We start from the raw sequence: 17103 nt of genomic DNA, 5'->3' as shown, positions 1-17103 counted from the left end.
CCATCCCGCCCGGGCCGCACCAAGCGCGACAAGTTTTGACAAACCGCCAGAATTTTGGCACTTTGTGCACCCTATAACACAGTGCATAGCTCATTATCATAAGCACTTAAAAAACAATAACTTGGCTTCAGGTGTGAGAATATGGATATGATGGCTATGGGTGTGCTGATCGTGGATGCCGATGAAGCGCGGCGTCAGCAACTGGGAACCGTGCTCTCCTTCATGGGGATCCCCTGGCAGGAGGTGGTGGAAGCCGATCTGGATGTGGCCATCGAGACTTCCGGCCCGCTGCAAGGGGTCCTGACGGGCAAGCTGCTTGAGCGCTCCCTCGGCGAGCTGCTGGCCGCCTTCCCCCGCATCCCCTTCCTCTCCCTGATGCAGGCGGATCACCCCAACAGCAACTTCATCGGTGGCAGCGACGAGCCCTATACCTATGAGTCCCTGACGCGCCACCTGCACTTCTGTCAGGCCTTCATCTCCCTCCATCCCCGCCAGCAAGTGCACGACAAGGGCCAGACCCTGTTGCGACTGCTGGTGGGCAAGGGGCGGGGGATCCAGGAGGTGCGCCGCCTCATCGGCCAGGTGGCACAGACAGACGCCAACGTGCTGATCCTGGGGGAATCCGGGACCGGCAAGGAGGTGGTGGCCCGCGCCATCCACGAGCTCTCTGCCCGCAGCGCCGGCCCCTTCGTGCCCATCAACTGCGGCGCCATTCCGGCTGAGCTCCTGGAGAGCGAGCTGTTCGGCCACGAGAAAGGGGCCTTCACCGGCGCCATCGCCGCCCGTCGCGGCCGCTTCGAGCTGGCCCAGGGGGGGACCCTGTTCCTCGACGAGATCGGTGACATGCCGCTGCCGATGCAGGTCAAGTTGCTGCGGGTGCTGCAGGAGCGACTGTTCGACAGGGTCGGTGGCGGCAAGCCCATCCAGGCCGATGTGCGTATCATAGCGGCGACCCACCGGGATCTGGAGGCGATGATCCGCACCCAGGGTTTTCGCGAAGATCTCTACTATCGCCTCAACGTATTCCCCATCGAGACGCCGCCCCTGCGCGAGCGTTGCGACGATATTCCCCTGCTTTTGCAGGAGCTGCTCAACCGCCACGGGGAGCAGCACAGGGGGATCATCCGCCTGACCCAGCGGGCCATGGAGTCCCTGATGCAGTACCCCTGGCCTGGCAACGTGCGCGAATTGTCGAACCTCATCGAGCGGCTGCTGATCCTCTACCCGAACCAGATCATCGACGTGGCCGACTTGCCGGGCCGCTACCGTCTGCTGCCGTGCGAGCCCAGGGACGAGCGGTTGACCGAGATGGACGAGCGGGATGCTCTGGCCGCCGTGTTCCAGACGCCCCCAGTGCTGGATCCCGGCCTTGCCGCGCCGCTGCCCATGCAACTGCCCCAGGAGGGGCTCAATCTCAAGGAGATGTTGGCAGATCTCGAGGTGGAGTTGATCCGTCAGGCCCTGGAGTCCCAGGATGGAGTGGTGGCCCGCGCCGCCGACCTGCTGAGCATGCGCCGCACCACGCTGGTGGAGAAGATGAAAAAATACGGCATGAGCAAGGACAACTGAGGTCAATGCTTTGACGGCTATGGTCAAGATATTGATATATAACAAGTAATTTACTGGCATGGAAATTGAATAAGCTGACCCAATCGCCAGTTTGAGGTCAGCTTTATGACAATCTCGCAGCAGGACAACCCGCTCCAGTCACACGAAGTGAGTCAGCTTTATGCCATCTTCACGGCACTGCCGACCGGTGTGCTGCTGCTCGATGGGGAGGGGCGGATCACCCGCGCCAACCCGGCCGCCCTGACCCTGCTGGGAGAGCCGCTGGAGGGGCAGGCCTGGCGCCAGATCATCACCCGCTGTTTCCAGCCCAGGGAAGACGATGGACACGAGATCTCCCTGCGGGATGGGCGCCGGGTGCAACTCTCCACCCAGCCGCTGCCGGATCAGCCCGGCCAGCTGGTATTCATCACGGATCTCACCGAGACGCGCCAGTTGCAGGACAGGGTCAACCACATGAAGCGGTTGTCGGCCCTGGGCAACATGGCGGCCTCTCTCGCGCACCAGATCCGCACCCCCCTCTCCGCCGCCATGCTCTATGCGGCCAACCTCGCGAACCGCACCCTGAAACCGGAATCCCGCACCCAGTTCCAGCAAAAGTTGATGGCTCGCTTGCAGGATCTCGAGAAGCAGATAAACGACATCCTGCTGTTTGCCCGCAACGGCGACAACCAGGTGGTGGCCCCTGTCTCGGTACAGGGGCTGCTGGCGGAGGTGCAGGCCGGTGCCGAGGCCTTCTGCCAGCAGCAGGGCTGCGCGCTGCACATGGAGGCGCCTGAGCCGGATCTCTGTCTGCTCGCCAACAGCAGTGCGCTGGCCGGTGCCATCAACAACCTGATTGCCAACGCCAGACAGGCCGGGGCCGATTCGCTCTTGGTGAGCGCGGTGCGCAGCGGTAACCGGGTGGAGATGCGCGTCCTCGACAATGGCAAGGGGATGCCTGCCCAGTTGCTCAACCAGATCTTCGAACCCTTCTTCACCACCCGCTCCCAGGGCACAGGCCTCGGGCTTGCCGTGGTGCAATCCGTGGTACGTGCCCATCAGGGGGAGGTCAGCGTGGCCTCGGTACCCGGAGAAGGAACCTGTTTTACCCTGTCGTTCCCCCTGCATCAGCAAGCGGTGCAGCTTGGAGGTGTAGCATGAATCCCATCTTGTCCCTGTGGTGCAAGGCCTGCGGGCCCGTGGTTGGAGGTGTGGCATGACCCAGGCCCGTATTCTGGTGGTGGAAGACGACAACGGTCTGCGCGAGGCGCTGGTGGATACCCTGCTGCTCGGCGGTTACGAGTGCCGCGAGGCTGACAGCGGTGAGCGGGCCCTGCTGGCGCTCTCTCGCCAGCGCTTTGACATGGTGATCTCTGACATCCAGATGGGAGGCATGGACGGCCTTACCCTGCTGGCCAACATCCGCCAGCAATATCCCCAGGTGCCTGTGCTCCTGATGACCGCCTACGCCAACATCGACGGGGCCGTGCGCGCCATGCGGGAAGGGGCCATCGACTATCTGGCCAAGCCGTTTTCCCCCGAGGTGCTGCTCAACCAGGTCAGCCGTTACGTGCCGGCCCAGAAGGTAGAGAAACGCGCCGTGGTCTATGGCGATCCCAAGACCGCCGAGCTGTTCCAGCTAGCGACCCGGGTCGCCAGAAGCGAGGCCACCGTGATGGTGACGGGCCCGAGCGGGACGGGCAAAGAGGTGCTGGCCCGCTACATCCACGACAACTCCAGCCGCGCCGAGCAGGCCTTCGTCGCCATCAACTGCGCCGCCATTCCGGAGAACATGCTGGAGGCGACCCTGTTCGGTTACGAGAAGGGGGCCTTCACCGGCGCCGTGCAGGGGTGCCCAGGCAAGTTCGAGCAGGCCCAGAGCGGCACCCTGCTGCTCGACGAGATCACCGAGATGGATCTCGGTCTGCAGGCCAAGCTGCTGCGGGTGCTGCAGGAAAAAGAGGTGGAGCGGCTCGGCAGCCGCAAGATGATCCCGCTGGACGTGAGGGTCATCGCCACCAGCAACCGGGATCTGAAGAAAGCGGTGCAGGACGGCCTGTTTCGTGAAGATCTCTACTACCGTCTCAACGTCTTCCCCCTGCGCTGGACCTCCCTCTGGGAGCGGCCCGGCGACATACTGCCCCTGGCGGAGCACCTGCTGGCGCTGCATGCCAGTCAGCAGGGGCTGCCGACACCGCAGCTGGCCGATGCGGCGCGCGAACGCCTGCTGACCCACCCCTGGCCCGGCAACGTGCGCGAGCTGGACAACGTGGTACAACGGGCCCTGATCCTCTGCCCCGAAGGTCTCATCGATTGCGAGCATCTGATCCTGGAGGAGACGGATGAGGAGCTGGTGCGCCCCCTCGAGCGTCTGTCGGGGGAGGGGCTCGGCGGCGAGCTCAAGCAGCAGGAGCACCAGATCATCCTGGACACCCTGCAGGAGTGCAACGGCAGCCGCAAGGAGGTGGCCGACAAGCTCGGCATCAGCCCGCGCACCCTGCGCTACAAGCTGGCCCAGATGCGTGACGCCGGCATCGAGCTGCCCGCCTAGCACCTGTTGCCGGTGTCATGGCCTTGCTGGCCCGGCTCGATTATCATGGGGCCCTCGGCATCATGAGCCTGGGCCCCGTTGTGACTGCAGACAAGAGCCTGATCGCAGACAAGGGGGAGCAGCGCCTTTACAAGGGACTCCTATGATCTCTCATCGCAAACTGGAAACCGTGCTCAATCACCTGCTCGAGCCTCATGCCATCAAGGACTACTGTCCCAACGGGTTGCAGGTGGAGGGGCGCGAGCGCATTCGCCGGGTGGTCACCGGCGTTACCGCCAGCCAAGCCCTGATCGATGCGGCCGTGGCCCTGGATGCCGATGCCATCCTGGTCCATCACGGCTACTTCTGGAGCGGGGAACCGCCCCAGATCACCGGCATGAAGCAGCGCCGCCTCAAGACCCTGCTGACCCACGACATCAACCTGTTTGCCTACCACCTGCCGCTGGACGTGCACCCCGAGGTGGGCAACAACGCCCAGCTCGCCAGACTGCTCGGCATCAAGGTGCGCCGTGGTCTCGAACCCTGGAACAGCAAGAGCGTGGCCATGGTGGGCAAGCTGGAAGAGCCCATGAGCGGAGCTGACTTTGCCAAACTGATTGCCGAACGGCTCGGTCGCGAGCCGCTCCATTGTGGCGACAGCGGCCCCGAGCTCATCAGCTCAGTGGCCTGGTGCACCGGCGGCGGTCAGAGCTATATCAACCAGGCGGCCGAGCAGGGGATCGATGCCTTCATTTCGGGTGAGGCTTCAGAGCAGACCATCCACACCGCTCGCGAGATGGGCATGCACTTCTACGCAGCTGGTCATCACGCCACCGAGCGTTACGGCGTCAAGGCGCTGGGGGAGTGGCTCGCCACCGTGCACGGGCTGGAGGTGACCTTTATCGATATCGACAACCCGGTCTAGGTTTGATTAGCCGCATAGCCGGGTAATCGGACGTGACTGCAGCAGTTGCGCTGGTAGATAGAAATGACAAGGGAGGCCAAAGCCTCCCTTGTTACATTTTGCATGCAGCGAGCAGCGGTTACTCGCTGGCATAACCCGCGGGGCCGAGCAGGAGGTCATCCAGCAGGGCTGCGCCCTCCCGCATCTGCAGCCGTCCCTCGCAGAACCACTGCACCACCAGGGGGTAGATGCTGTGTTCCTGGACCTGGACCCGGGCGGCCACCTCGTCGGCACTGTCCCCTTCGAAGATGGGGACGCGAGCCTGCAGGATAACAGGGCCGCCGTCCAGCTCCTCGGTGACGAAGTGGACGCTGGCGCCGTGCTCGCGCTCCCCATCGTCGATGGCGCGCTGGTGGGTGTGCAGCCCCTGGTATTTCGGCAGCAACGAAGGGTGGATGTTGATCATCCGCCCGGCGAAGTGACGCACCAGATCGGCGCTCAGGATCCGCATAAAACCGGCCAGTACCACCAGATCCGGCTGATAGTCATCCATCAGCGCCAGCAGGGCGACGTCATACTCCGCCCGGCTGGCAAACTGCTGCTGGGCCAGGATGGCTGTCGCCACTCCGGCTTCTTTGGCGCGAACCAGACCATAGGCATCGGCCCTGTTGCTGATGACGCCGACCACCTCACCGGCAACCTTGCCGCTGGCGCAGTGGTCGAGAATGGTCTGCAGGTTGCTGCCGTTGCCGGAGATCAGCACCAGGATGCGCTTCATGGGGGAGGTCATTTTATGATGACTTGTTCTTCGCCATCGGCCGCCTTGGCGATGTGGCCTATGTGCCAGGCGTTCTCGCCTTCCGCCTTGAGCAGGGCCAGCGCCTTGTCCAGCTGATCCGCCGGCAGGGCGATGATCATGCCGACACCGCAGTTGAAGGTGCGGTACATTTCGTGACGGGTGACGTTGCCGGCCTGCTGCAGCCAGCTGAACACCGCTGGCCACTGCCAGCTCTGCTCGTCGATCACCGCCTGGGTATTGGCGGGCAGCACGCGGGGGATGTTCTCCCAGAAGCCGCCACCCGTGATGTGGGACAGGGCGTGGATCTCGCACTCCTTGATCAGCTTGAGCACCGGCTTCACATAGATGCGGGTCGGCTCCAGCAGGGCGTTGGCCAGGGTGGTGTCACCCAGCGGCTGATGCACATCGGCCTTGGAGACTTCCAGGATCTTGCGCACCAGGGAGAAGCCGTTGGAGTGGGGGCCGCTCGCGGCCAGGGCGATCAGGGCATCCCCTTCGCCGACCTTGCTGCCGTCAATGATCTCGCTCTTCTCCACCACACCGACGCAGAAACCGGCGATGTCGTAGTCTTCCCCTTCATACATGCCAGGCATCTCGGCGGTCTCGCCGCCCACCAGGGCGCAACCGGACTGCTCGCAGCCAGCCCCTATGCCGGTGACCACGGCGGCGGCGGTGTCCACATCCAGCTTGCCGGTGGCATAGTAGTCGAGGAAGAACAGGGGCTCGGCGCCTTGCACGATGAGGTCATTGACGCACATGGCCACCAGATCGATGCCCACGGTATCGTGCTTCTTCAGATCGATGGCCAGACGCAGCTTGGTGCCCACACCGTCGGTACCGGAGACCAGTACCGGCTCCTTGTAGCCAGCAGGGATTTGACACAGGGCCCCAAAGCCGCCAAGACCACCAAGGACTTCAGGACGACGAGTGCGCTTTGACACGCCCTTGATACGTTCAACCAGTGCATTGCCGGCATCGATATCTACGCCAGCATCCTTGTAGCTCAGTGAGGTTTTGTCAGTCACGCGTATTCCCCGTCATATAGAGAAGTGGAGGGTAAAATTCGGGGCGTATTCTACCAGTGGGCGGGTAAAAGCAGAAAGAAAATCGTTTGCGCGTTTTTACGTGGAAAAGCTCTACAAGCCGCTGCTTTTGTTGTATGATTCCGCGATTTTTTGGCGCCGGTTCGAGGAGATAATAATGAAAGTCGTTGAAGTCAAACACCCCCTGGTCAAGCACAAGATCGGCCTGATGCGCGAAGGCGACATCAGCACCAAGCGTTTCCGTGAACTGGCCAAGGAAGTGGGCAGTTTGTTGACCTACGAAGCGACCTCTGACTTCGAAACCGAGAAAGTTACCATCGATGGCTGGAACGGGCCAGTGGAAGTTGACCAGATCAAGGGCAAGAAGGTCACCGTCGTGCCCATCCTGCGCGCCGGTCTTGGCATGATGGATGGCGTGCTCGAGCACATGCCGAGTGCCCGCGTCAGCGTGGTCGGCATCTACCGCGATGAAGAGACCCTGCAGCCGGTTCCCTATTTCGAGAAGATCGTCAGCAACATCGAAGAGCGTCTGGCCCTGGTCATCGACCCCATGCTGGCCACCGGCGGCTCCATGATTGCCACCATCGATCTGCTGAAGAAGAAGGGCTGCCAGTCCATCAAGGTGCTGGTGCTGGTTGCCGCCCCGGAAGGGATCAAGGCACTGGAAGCCGCTCACCCCGACGTGGAGCTGTTCTGCGCCTCCATCGACCAGGGGCTGAACGAGAAGGGCTATATCGTGCCTGGCCTCGGCGATGCCGGTGACAAGATCTTCGGCACCAAATAACGCTTGGTGTTCGCCTCGTGAAGCCGGCCCTGTGCCGGCTTCACGCTTTTTGGTGCTGCCTCTGCCGGTTGCCTTGCTGGGAGGCGCGCCTTGCCGCTACCATAAGCAGCATCTCCCATTTCGAGAATCTTCTTTATGTTGAAACGCTTAGTGACTGCCCTCTGCTGTTGCCTGTCGTTTGTGGTGTCAGCCGCCCAGGTGACCGATCTCTATCAGGGCAAGGCCCCCACCAGCGGTGACATGACCGCCGCCCAGTCCCAGGCGCTGGGGGAGGTACTCGTCAAGGTGACCGGCAGGCGCGACATCCTCACTCAGCCCGAGGTGGTCAAGGCGCTGGCGGCCCCCGGCGACTATGTGCAGCACTACGGCTATCAGGATGTGGGACCGGTCAAGTTTCTCAAGGCCGACTTCAACGTGGCCAAGGTCAATGCCCTGGTAGGCCAGAGCAAGGTCCCTCTGCTGGGGCCCGTGCGTCCGCAGATGGCAGTCTGGCTGGTGATCGATGAAGGGGAGCGCCGCATTCTGCCGGATCAGTCCAGCGACGGCTGGTCCGCCGCCCTGCGCGGTCAGGCCCAGGCCATGGGGTTGCCGGTCAGCATTCCGCTGATGGATCTCGATGACAACATGGCGGTCAGCGCCACCGATGTCTGGGGTCGTTTTGCCGACCCCATCCTCAAGGCGAGCGAGCGCTATGGCGCCGAGATGGTGGTGCTGGGCAAGCTGACGCCGGAAGGGGAGAAGTGGAGCATCGACTGGGGGCTCTATGGCGCCAAGCCGGGAGCTTCGGGCGGCGCAGAGCTGACCGAGCTGACCAAAGGGGCCGGCTCAGGTACCCAGGCCGAGGTGGCGCAGGGCATGGCCGATGCCCTGGCCGGCTGGCTGGTACAGCAGTACGGCACTCGCCTGTCCGGGGTCGTCTCCAGCCAGACCCTGGTGGTGGAAGGGTTATCCGGCATCGACGGCATGATCCAGATACAGAAGATGCTGCAGGGCATGGCCAGCGTCACCAAGGTGGCGATCGGCAAGCTGGAGGGGGACAAGGTGACCTTCAACCTGTCGCTTCAAGGGGACAAGGCCGAGCTGGTAAGGGGCCTGCAACTGGAGAGTCGCCTGCACCAGATCGAAGACAATGAGAGCGGTCTGCGTTACCAATGGTCGCAGCCCTGATCCCAGGGGAAGTTCCAGACCGCCCGGCATGACCCGGGCGGTTCTCTATCTGCCGCTCTGGTGATACACTTGCCCGCAAATATCACAGTCAAAGCCCAACGAGTGAAGCAACCGGCCCAACTGTCTTTAGCCGTACAATTACCGGATGATGAAACCTTCGTCAGTTTCTATCCCGGCAACAACGCCCATCTGATCACCGCCCTCAAGAATGCGGCCATCGGTCAGGGCGCTCCTTTCCTCTATTTCTGGGGAGCCAAGGGCTCCGGACGCTCCCACCTGCTGCACGCCACCTGCGCCGAGGTCAATGCCCGCGACGCTGCCGCCGCCTATCTCTCCCTGGATCAGTTCGAACAGCTGGATCCCAGCATGCTCGACGCCCTCGAAAGCCTGCCCCTGGTCTGTCTCGACAGCCTGGAAGCCATCGCCGGCAATGGGCTCTGGGAGCGGGCCCTGTTCGATTTTTACAATCGCTGGCGGGAGAAGGGGGAGGGGACCCTGGTGGTCACCGGCTGCAGCGCGCCGCGCAAGCTGGGGCTGCAACTGCCGGATCTCGCCTCCCGCCTCGACTGGGGAGTGAGTTTCCATCTCGACGAGCTCGATGACGAAGGCAAGCTCAGTGCCCTGCAGCTGCGTGCCGAGCTGCGGGGCTTCAAACTGCCCATCGATGTGGGCCGCTTCCTGCTCAACCGCTTGTCCCGCGACATGCGCACCCTGCTCACCACCCTCAATCAGCTCGACAACGCCTCCTTTCGCGCCAAGCGCAAGCTCACCATCCCCTTTGTCAAAGAGATCCTCGAACTCTGAGCCAATGGGGATTGCCTGTCTGCGCCACATCCTTGAGTGGCGAGCAAAAAGAAACCCCGGCCTCAGGCCGGGGTTTTGCTATCTCATGGGGGCTCTGCCTATCAGTGGAACTGATCTTCTTCGGTGGAACCCGTTAAAGCGGTCACCGAGGATTGGCCACCCTGAATGACGGTGGTCACCTTGTCGAAGTAACCGGTACCGACTTCCTGCTGGTGTGCCACGAAGGTGTAGCCACGCTCGGCGGCGGCAAATTCCGGCTGCTGTACCATCTCGACGTAGTGCTTCATCCCTTCGCCACGGGCGTACTGGTAGGCCAGCTCGTACATGTGGAACCACATGTTGTGGATGCCCGCGAGGGTGATGAACTGGTACTTGTAGCCCATGTCGGACAGCTCCTGCTGGAAGCGGGCGATTGTGGCATCGTCCAGGTTCTTCTTCCAGTTGAAGCTCGGGGAGCAGTTGTAGGCCAGGATCTTGTCCGGGTACTGGGCCTTGATGGCTTCGGCAAACTGACGTGCCTCGTCCAGGTCCGGCTTGGCGGTTTCACACCACACCATGTCGGCGTAAGGGGCGTAGGCCAGGCCGCGGGAGATGGCCTGTTCGATACCGGCCTGCACCTTGTAGAAACCCTCGGCGGTACGCTCCCCGGTCAGGAAGCCGGCATCGTAGGGATCGGCGTCCGTGGTCAGCAGGTCGGCGGCGTTGGCGTCGGTACGGGCGATCACCAGGGTAGTGGTGCCACAGACGTCGGCGGCCAGACGGGCGGCGATCAGTTTTTGCACCGCTTCCTGGCTCGGCACCAGCACCTTGCCACCCATGTGGCCGCACTTCTTGACCGAGGCCAGCTGATCTTCGAAGTGCACGCCGGCGGCGCCCGCTTCAATCATGCCTTTCATCAGCTCGAAGGCGTTCAGCACGCCGCCGAAACCGGCTTCGGCGTCCGCCACTATCGGCAGGAAGTAGTCGATGAAACCGGCATCCTGCGGGCCCACCTTGTTGGCCCACTGGATCTGGTCGGCACGGGCGAAGGAGTTGTTGATGCGCTCCACCACGGACGGGACAGAGTTGGCCGGGTAGAGAGACTGATCCGGGTACATGGTGGAGGACAAGTTGTTGTCCGCCGCCACCTGCCAGCCGGAGAGGTAGATGGCCTCTATGCCCGCCTTGGCCTGCTGCACCGCCTGGCCGCCGGTCAGGGCGCCGAGGCAGTTGACGTAACCCTTCCTGGCGCCGCCGTGGATCAGCTCCCACAGCTTGTCGGCGCCGCGCTGGGCCAGGGTGTGTGCCGGCTGCAGGCTGCCACGCAGGTTCACCACGTCTTCGGCGCTGTAGCCGCGTTTGATCCCTTTCCAGCGGGGGTTTTCTGCCCAGTCTTTCTCGATAGCCTGGATCTGTTGCTCACGGGTCAGTGCCATATCAGTTCCCTCTTTCATTGATTTCACGTTTCCATTGATTTGTTATGGACGAGTCCCTTCCGGGGCCCGGATTCAGAGCCGCTCGTAACCGGGCAGCGTCAAAAAATCGATCAGGGTGTCGGCGCAGGTGATCTGCTCCATCAGCTCGCTCGCCTCGGCAAAGCGGCCTGACTGCCAGCGGGTCTCGCCCAGCTCGGCTTTGACCACCTGCTGCTCCTCGGCCAGCATCTGGCGGAACAGCGCCTTGGTCACCACCTGGCCGTTCGACAGGCTCTTGCCGTGGCGGATCCACTGCCAGATGGAGGTGCGGGAGATCTCGGCGGTGGCCGCATCTTCCATCAGGCCGTAGATGGGCACGCAGCCGTTGCCGTTGATCCAGGCCTCCAGATATTGCAGGGCGACCCGGATATTGGTGCGCATGCCCGCCTCGGTGCGCTCACCCTCGCAGGGGGCCAGCAGCTCGGCGGCGGTGATGGGGGCATCCTGCTCGCGCAGTACGCCTATCTGGTTCTTGGCGCCAGCCGGGATGGCGGCGTTGAACACAGCCATGGCGGTATCGGCGAGGCCGGGGTGGGCGACCCAGGTGCCGTCGTGGCCGTTGTTGGCTTCACGCTCCTTGTCCGCTTTCACCTTGGCAAAGACCTCGGCGTTCACTGCCGGATCCTTGGCCGGAATGAAGGCGGCCATGCCGCCCATGGCCAGGGCGCCGCGCTTGTGGCAGGTCTTGATCAGCAGCCGTGAATAAGCCGACAGGAAGGGCTTGTCCATGGTCACCACCTGGCGGTCCGGCAGAACGCGATCAGGGTGGTTCTTCAACGTCTTGATGTAGCTGAAGATGTAGTCCCAGCGGCCGCAGTTGAGGGCGACGATGTGATCCTTCATCTGATAGAGCAGCTCGTCCATCTCGAACACAGCCGGCAGGGTCTCGATGAGGACCGTGGCCTTGATGGTGCCGCGGGGCAGGCCGAACTTGTCTTCGGTCCAGGCGAACACCTCGCTCCACCAGCGTCCTTCCAGATTGCTCTGCAGCTTGGGCAGGTAGAAGTAAGGGCCCGAGCCCTTGGCCAGCAGCGCCTTGTGGTTGTGCAGGAAGTAGAGGGCGAAGTCGAACAGGCCGCCAGGGATGGCGTCGCCATCGAAGGTGACGTGTTTTTCCGGCAGGTGCAGACCTCGTACCCGGCAGATAAGCACTGCGGGATCGGGATTGAGGGTGTAAGCCTTGCCTTCCGGACTGGTGTAAGAGACGGTGCCGTTGACCGCATCGCGCAGGTTGATCTGACCCTCGATCACCTTGTTCCAGGCGGGGGCCAGTGAATCCTCGAAGTCCGCCATAAACACTTTTACGTTGGCGTTGAGGGCGTTGATGACCATCTTGCGCTCGACCGGTCCGGTGATCTCCACACGGCGGTCCTGCAGATCGGCGGGAATGCCGCGCACTGTCCAGCTGCCTTCGCGGATGTGGGCGGTTTCGGGCAGGAAGTCCGGCAACTCGCCGCCATCGATGCGGGCCTGGCGAGCCACCCGTTGTTTCAGCAGTTCATTGCGCTGAGGAGCGAAGCGTTCCACCAGTTCGGACACCAGGGCCACCGCATCCGGCGTCAGGATCTGCGCGTAATCGGGAAGCATCTCGCCTTGGATGCGCAGACGGGTGCTGCTGATGGTCTGGGCCGGTGCCGACATAGGTTTCACTCCTTTGAAAGTTACATTTTGAACTTACTAACTACGACTAACGTCTATATCCGTTTCTCTTAAACTCCCCGTAACAGCGGGGTAACACGACTCATAAGGTGCAAAATAATGCTTGGTTCGTCAACTTGATTTTTAAAACAGGTGTTTTTGGTTGGTATTTAAGTTGATGTTTTTAAAGTGTTTATGTGATTAGCATAAAAGCTCTACGCAGATGGTTATGCTCTCGGCTGGCAAGGCCGTCAGGGGGGATGAAAGAGCCAGGTGCGGCACATCAAAAATGTAATTAATTACGTAATAAAATTACCAATGCAAAAACAAATCCCGACCTTACTCCAGGCTTTGCGAAAACAGCTGTATGAAATGCCTGCTGCCAACACAGTCGGCATCTGGCATGTGAAGCCATTGACAGGTGAACTGCTGTTTAAAACCAAATGGTCAAATCTTGCGAGGCGGGGGCAGCGCAGAGCGTGTGGTGGAAATGACGAGCAATAACGTAGGTTTGTATCAAGGGGTTGGAGCAGGGGGGAGGGAGATGACGGGGAACGGAGTAGTGAATAACACCAATCCCTGGATGTTTATCAGCATTTTATGGTTATTTTCGTTGACGGCTTTTTAGCCGGGTCAGGACGGGGTGCCGGACAGCAAAACCGGCCTTTCGTCCGCAGGGTTGGAGAGGGACTGGGCCAGATCCGCCTCAGTAGTCATCATCCGGCGCGGCGAGATCGATCACGTCCAGATGCACTGTGCCGCCGAGGCCGGTGTCGGTGGATTCGGGATCGGAATGGGGTGAGGAGAGAAGGGGCTGATCGGGCTGTGTGTCGACTGCTTGATTCATGGGTGCTTGCCTCAATGGATTGCAAGCCGGTTGGTGATTCCCTCACCCTGACGCCACCTCCCTGTCTGATGGCCGGCGGAAAAGTTGCGTATCCTAGCGGGACTTTATGAAAGCTTCAAGTGGTTCTGTATAAAATTTATGCCGGCACGGCCTCTGTGCAAGACACAGGGGAGAGATAAGAAAAGGGCGTGCAGGGGATGGGCAGAAAACAGGCAAAAAAATAGCCCAGTCGTTTGACTGGGCTATTTCTCGGGGAAAATGGTCGGTGTGAGAGGATTCGAACCTCCGACCCTCTACACCCCATGCAGATGCGCTACCTGGCTGCGCTACACACCGACGGAGTCAGCTCGGCTGACGGGAAAGGAGTCTAATAGGATGATCCTAAGGGTGCAACTCCTTTTTTATCAGGGAGATGCCGATTGCTTCTTTATTGCTCAACCAAGATGCAACTTGGGCCTTGGCGGGAGTTTTGGCATAATCGCCGCCCACCTCGCCCGGTGCCGGTGGCCCTGTATCCGGGCCGAGCGGACAGGGCCGTCTTTGATGATGAATACAGATAAATGAGAGGAACGGCCGTGGAGCCAGCACAGAAGAACGCAGCCGAGATGCAGATCACCCAGGACGAGCGCTGGATGCGTCATGCCATGGCCTTGGCGGCCAGGGCGGAAGGGATAGGCGAAATCCCGGTCGGCGCCGTGCTGGTGCTGGGGGATGAGGTGATAGGCGAGGGGTGGAACCGCTCCATCAGCGCCCATGACGCCTGCGCCCATGCGGAGATCATGGCGATCCGTGCCGCCGGCATCACGCAGCAGAACTACCGGCTGCTCGACACCACCCTCTATGTGACGCTGGAGCCCTGCTGCATGTGTGCCGGCGCCCTCATCCACAGCCGGGTGAAGCGGGTGGTCTACGGGGCCCGCGATCTCAAGACGGGGGCTGCGGGCTCGGTGTTCGACATTTTGCAGGACCCGCGCCACAACCACAGGGTGGCGTTGACGGGAGGGGTGCTGGCAGAGGCCTGCTCGGCCCAGCTGTCGGACTTCTTCAAGCGGCGGCGCGCCGAGAAGAAGGCGGCCAGAGAGGCGCTGAAACAAAGTGGTGGCCCCACCCTCTGAGGCGGACGGGGGGCATCATCTTGCCCCTGCTCTGAATTTCTTCACATATCCTTATATAAAACAGATGGTTGGCACTGCTGCTTGCCCTCATCCTCCTGCCTGTACCCCCCCCTGAAATAACCTCTTCACAGAGGCTCTTGATGTAACAAAACTGTCATGCAATCGCCATATAATGCCGCCAAGCCTAGCTCACATTGAGGTCTTGCATGTCATCGGAATCGTTAAACCTGGTCATGGCGGGCAGTAGAAAACGCCGGATCAAGGATAAATTGGCCAAATACGGCGTCACCACAGGGGGAGCCCTGGTACTGGTGGCCCTGCTGCTTATCTTCTTCTACCTGCTCTATGTGGTGAAACCCATCTTCAATGGCGCCAGCGTGGAGGCAACCTCCTCCTTTACCCTGCCGACGCAGGGCAAGACGGCCTGGCTCGGGGTCGAGGAGCAGAACGAGATAGGGTATCGCTTCAACGACCAGGGTCAGGTCAACTTCTTCGCCGTCAAGGCGGATGGCGGCGTCAAGGTAGGCCAGGTGCTGGGCCAGGCCAGTGTCGCCGGTGACGTCACCGCCGTCGCCGTGCCGGCGCCGGGCCAGAAGCTCATCGCCTATGGCTTTGCCGACGGCAAGGCCATGGTGGTGCAGCCCTCGTTCAAGGTCTCCTATCCGAACGACGTGCGCGTCATCGAGCCCAGCCTGCAATATCCCTTCGGCGAAGAGCCTGTGGTGATAGATCCCCAAGGCAAGGCGCTGACCCGCATGGTGTTCGAGGCGACCAAGGACAAGATGGCCACCGCCGCCGTGACCGAGGATGGCCGCGGCGTGATGACGGTGATGAGCGGTGAGGAGAACTTCCTCTCCGGGGAAGTCGAGTGGAGCAGCCAGAACTACGCCATTCCTTCCCTGCCTCGTCACGTGGATCAGATGCTGCTGACCCCCAACCTGCGCATCCTGTTCGTGCGTGAAGGCAATCGCCTGTCGGTCTATGACATCCACAACCTGAGCGACATCTCCCTGCGCGACGTCATGGAGATCAATGCCCCCAACGCCGACGTGACCCAGGTTGCCCTGCTCTCCGGCGCCTCCTCCCTGCTGGTGGGCAATGACAATGGCGTCATCTCCCAGTGGTTCGAGGTGGCGAAGGACGGCAAGCGCCAGTTCACCCAGATTCGTGACTTCAAGGGCGACGGCCCGGTCGCGCTGCTGACCCCGGAGCATTTCCGCAAGGGCTTCATCAGTGCCGCCAAAGACGGAACCATCAACTTCTTCCACGCCACCGGCGAGGCCAAGCTGCTTGGCGAGACAATAGAAGGCGGCGCCCTGGCGGCCCTGGCCATCTCTCCCCGCCACAACCTGCTGCTGACCCAGCAGGGGAATGACTTCAAGGTCTTTGAGGTGGAGAACGATCACCCCGAGGTGACCTGGTCGGCCCTGTGGCAGGAGGTGTGGTACGAAGGTTATCCCGAGCCCATGTATGTGTGGCAGTCCACCTCTGCCAGCAACGACTTCGAAGCCAAGCTGAGCCTGGTGCCCCTGGTATTCGGGACCCTCAAGGCCTCCTTCTACGCCATGCTGTTTGCGGTACCGCTTGGCGTGGCCGGTGCCATCTACACCGCCTACTTCATGTCGGCGGGCCTGCGCAAATACGTCAAGCCGACGGTGGAGATAATGGCGGCGCTGCCGACCGTCATCCTCGGCTTCCTGGCCGGTCTGTGGCTGGCGCCCATCATCGAGGGTGCGCTGCCCGGGGTGATCCTGCTGCTGCTGTTGCTGCCCATGGGCATGTTGCTCACCGCCCTGGTGTGGAACTACCTGCCGGAGCGCGGCAAGTCCTGGCTGCCGGAGGGCTGGCACGCCATCCTGCTCATTCCTGTGCTGCTGCTGATTGGCTGGGGCGCCTTCGCCTTGAGCCCGCTCATCGAGAATGCCTTCATGCACGGCGATTCGCGCATCTGGCTGACCCACGAGATGGGCATCAAGTTTGACCAGCGCAACTCCCTGGTGGTTGGCATCGCCATGGGCTTCGCCGTCATACCCACCATCTTCTCCATCGCCGAAGATGCGGTCTTCTCGGTGCCCAAGCATCTGACCCAAGGGTCACTGGCGCTCGGGGCGACCCCCTGGCAGACCCTGAGCCGGGTGGTGATCCTGACCGCGAGTCCGGGCATCTTCTCGGCGGTGATGATGGGCCTTGGCCGCGCCGTGGGCGAGACCATGATAGTGCTGATGGCCACCGGCAACACCCCCATCATGGACTTCTCCATGTTCCAGGGGCTGCGTACCCTGGCGGCGAACATAGCGGTGGAAATGCCGGAGTCGGAAGTGGGCAGCTCCCACTACCGGGTGCTCTTCCTCGCGGCCTTCGTCCTCTTTGTGTTCACCTTTATGTTCAACACCCTGGCCGAGTTCATTCGTCAGCGGTTGCGCGAAAAATACAGCTCTCTGTAATGAGCCGTTCTCTTAAAAAGCGGCGT

General features: G+C 61.7%; 14 protein-coding genes and 1 tRNA gene. 9 read left to right on the top strand and 6 right to left on the bottom strand.

Annotated elements, in window-relative coordinates:
• Positions 1–147 precede the first annotated feature (147 nt).
• The 4 genes from ACB030_RS05525 (at position 148) to ACB030_RS05510 (ending at position 5003) form a co-directional block, all read left to right on the top strand.
• The gene (locus tag ACB030_RS05525; protein WP_371158612.1) at positions 148–1569 is read left to right on the top strand and encodes a sigma-54 dependent transcriptional regulator; all 1422 of its coding nucleotides are present in this window, start codon (positions 148–150) and stop codon (positions 1567–1569) included.
• A 105-nt stretch (positions 1570–1674) separates the two neighbouring features.
• Positions 1675–2709 (top strand): PAS domain-containing sensor histidine kinase, encoded by a 1035-nt coding sequence (locus ACB030_RS05520; protein WP_371158557.1) that lies wholly within the window; start codon positions 1675–1677, stop codon positions 2707–2709.
• Positions 2710–2764: 55 nt separating this feature from the next.
• Complete coding sequence (locus ACB030_RS05515; protein WP_371158556.1) at positions 2765–4099, top strand: sigma-54-dependent transcriptional regulator; 1335 nt, start codon at positions 2765–2767, stop codon at positions 4097–4099.
• Positions 4100–4241: 142 nt separating this feature from the next.
• Positions 4242–5003, top strand: coding sequence for a Nif3-like dinuclear metal center hexameric protein (locus tag ACB030_RS05510; protein WP_226172269.1), 762 nt, complete (start codon positions 4242–4244; stop codon positions 5001–5003).
• A 118-nt stretch (positions 5004–5121) separates the two neighbouring features.
• On the opposite strand, the gene purN is transcribed toward ACB030_RS05510, so the two are convergent.
• Both purN and purM read right to left on the bottom strand, forming a co-directional pair.
• A complete protein-coding gene (gene purN, locus ACB030_RS05505; RefSeq protein ID WP_371158555.1) occupies positions 5122–5760 on the bottom strand; it encodes a phosphoribosylglycinamide formyltransferase in 639 nt (212 codons plus the stop codon).
• Between the two features lie 8 nt (positions 5761–5768).
• Positions 5769–6806 carry a phosphoribosylformylglycinamidine cyclo-ligase gene (purM, locus tag ACB030_RS05500; RefSeq protein WP_139751091.1) on the bottom strand — a complete coding sequence of 346 codons (1038 nt, stop codon included), beginning with the start codon at positions 6804–6806 and terminating at the stop codon, positions 5769–5771.
• 175 nt (positions 6807–6981) lie between these two features.
• Between purM and upp the strand changes: the two genes are divergently transcribed.
• The 3 genes from upp (at position 6982) to hda (ending at position 9579) form a co-directional block, all read left to right on the top strand.
• The gene (gene upp / locus ACB030_RS05495; protein ID WP_005302745.1) at positions 6982–7608 is read left to right on the top strand and encodes a uracil phosphoribosyltransferase; all 627 of its coding nucleotides are present in this window, start codon (positions 6982–6984) and stop codon (positions 7606–7608) included.
• A gap of 135 nt (positions 7609–7743) precedes the next feature.
• The gene (locus ACB030_RS05490; RefSeq protein ID WP_371158554.1) at positions 7744–8775 is read left to right on the top strand and encodes a DUF2066 domain-containing protein; all 1032 of its coding nucleotides are present in this window, start codon (positions 7744–7746) and stop codon (positions 8773–8775) included.
• A 102-nt stretch (positions 8776–8877) separates the two neighbouring features.
• A complete protein-coding gene (hda, locus tag ACB030_RS05485) occupies positions 8878–9579 on the top strand; it encodes a DnaA inactivator Hda (protein ID WP_162520047.1) in 702 nt (233 codons plus the stop codon).
• A 101-nt stretch (positions 9580–9680) separates the two neighbouring features.
• Here hda and aceA read toward each other — a convergent pair whose 3' ends face one another.
• The 4 genes from aceA to ACB030_RS05465 all read right to left on the bottom strand — a co-directional run bounded on the left by aceA (position 9681) and on the right by ACB030_RS05465 (position 13854).
• Positions 9681–10994: an isocitrate lyase gene (aceA, locus tag ACB030_RS05480; protein ID WP_163153705.1), complete on the bottom strand. Its 1314-nt coding sequence runs from the start codon at positions 10992–10994 to the stop codon at positions 9681–9683.
• A gap of 72 nt (positions 10995–11066) precedes the next feature.
• A complete protein-coding gene (gene aceB / locus ACB030_RS05475; protein WP_371158553.1) occupies positions 11067–12674 on the bottom strand; it encodes a malate synthase A in 1608 nt (535 codons plus the stop codon).
• Between the two features lie 703 nt (positions 12675–13377).
• Positions 13378–13518: a hypothetical protein gene (locus ACB030_RS05470; protein WP_163135121.1), complete on the bottom strand. Its 141-nt coding sequence runs from the start codon at positions 13516–13518 to the stop codon at positions 13378–13380.
• 259 nt (positions 13519–13777) lie between these two features.
• A tRNA-Pro gene (locus ACB030_RS05465) sits at positions 13778–13854 on the bottom strand.
• 269 nt (positions 13855–14123) lie between these two features.
• Here ACB030_RS05465 and tadA point away from each other — a divergent pair.
• Both tadA and ACB030_RS05455 read left to right on the top strand, forming a co-directional pair.
• A complete protein-coding gene (gene tadA / locus ACB030_RS05460) occupies positions 14124–14633 on the top strand; it encodes a tRNA adenosine(34) deaminase TadA (RefSeq protein ID WP_371158611.1) in 510 nt (169 codons plus the stop codon).
• A 206-nt stretch (positions 14634–14839) separates the two neighbouring features.
• On the top strand, positions 14840–17077 hold the full coding sequence (locus ACB030_RS05455) for a phosphate ABC transporter permease (RefSeq protein WP_371158552.1): 2238 nt from the start codon (positions 14840–14842) through the stop codon (positions 17075–17077).
• The last annotated feature ends 26 nt before the right edge of the window (positions 17078–17103 follow it).

The sequence above is a fragment of the Aeromonas sp. S16(2024) genome (assembly GCF_041403065.1).
GTDB lineage: Bacteria > Pseudomonadota > Gammaproteobacteria > Enterobacterales > Aeromonadaceae > Aeromonas.
This window is presented reverse-complemented; position numbering and strand designations above follow the sequence as displayed.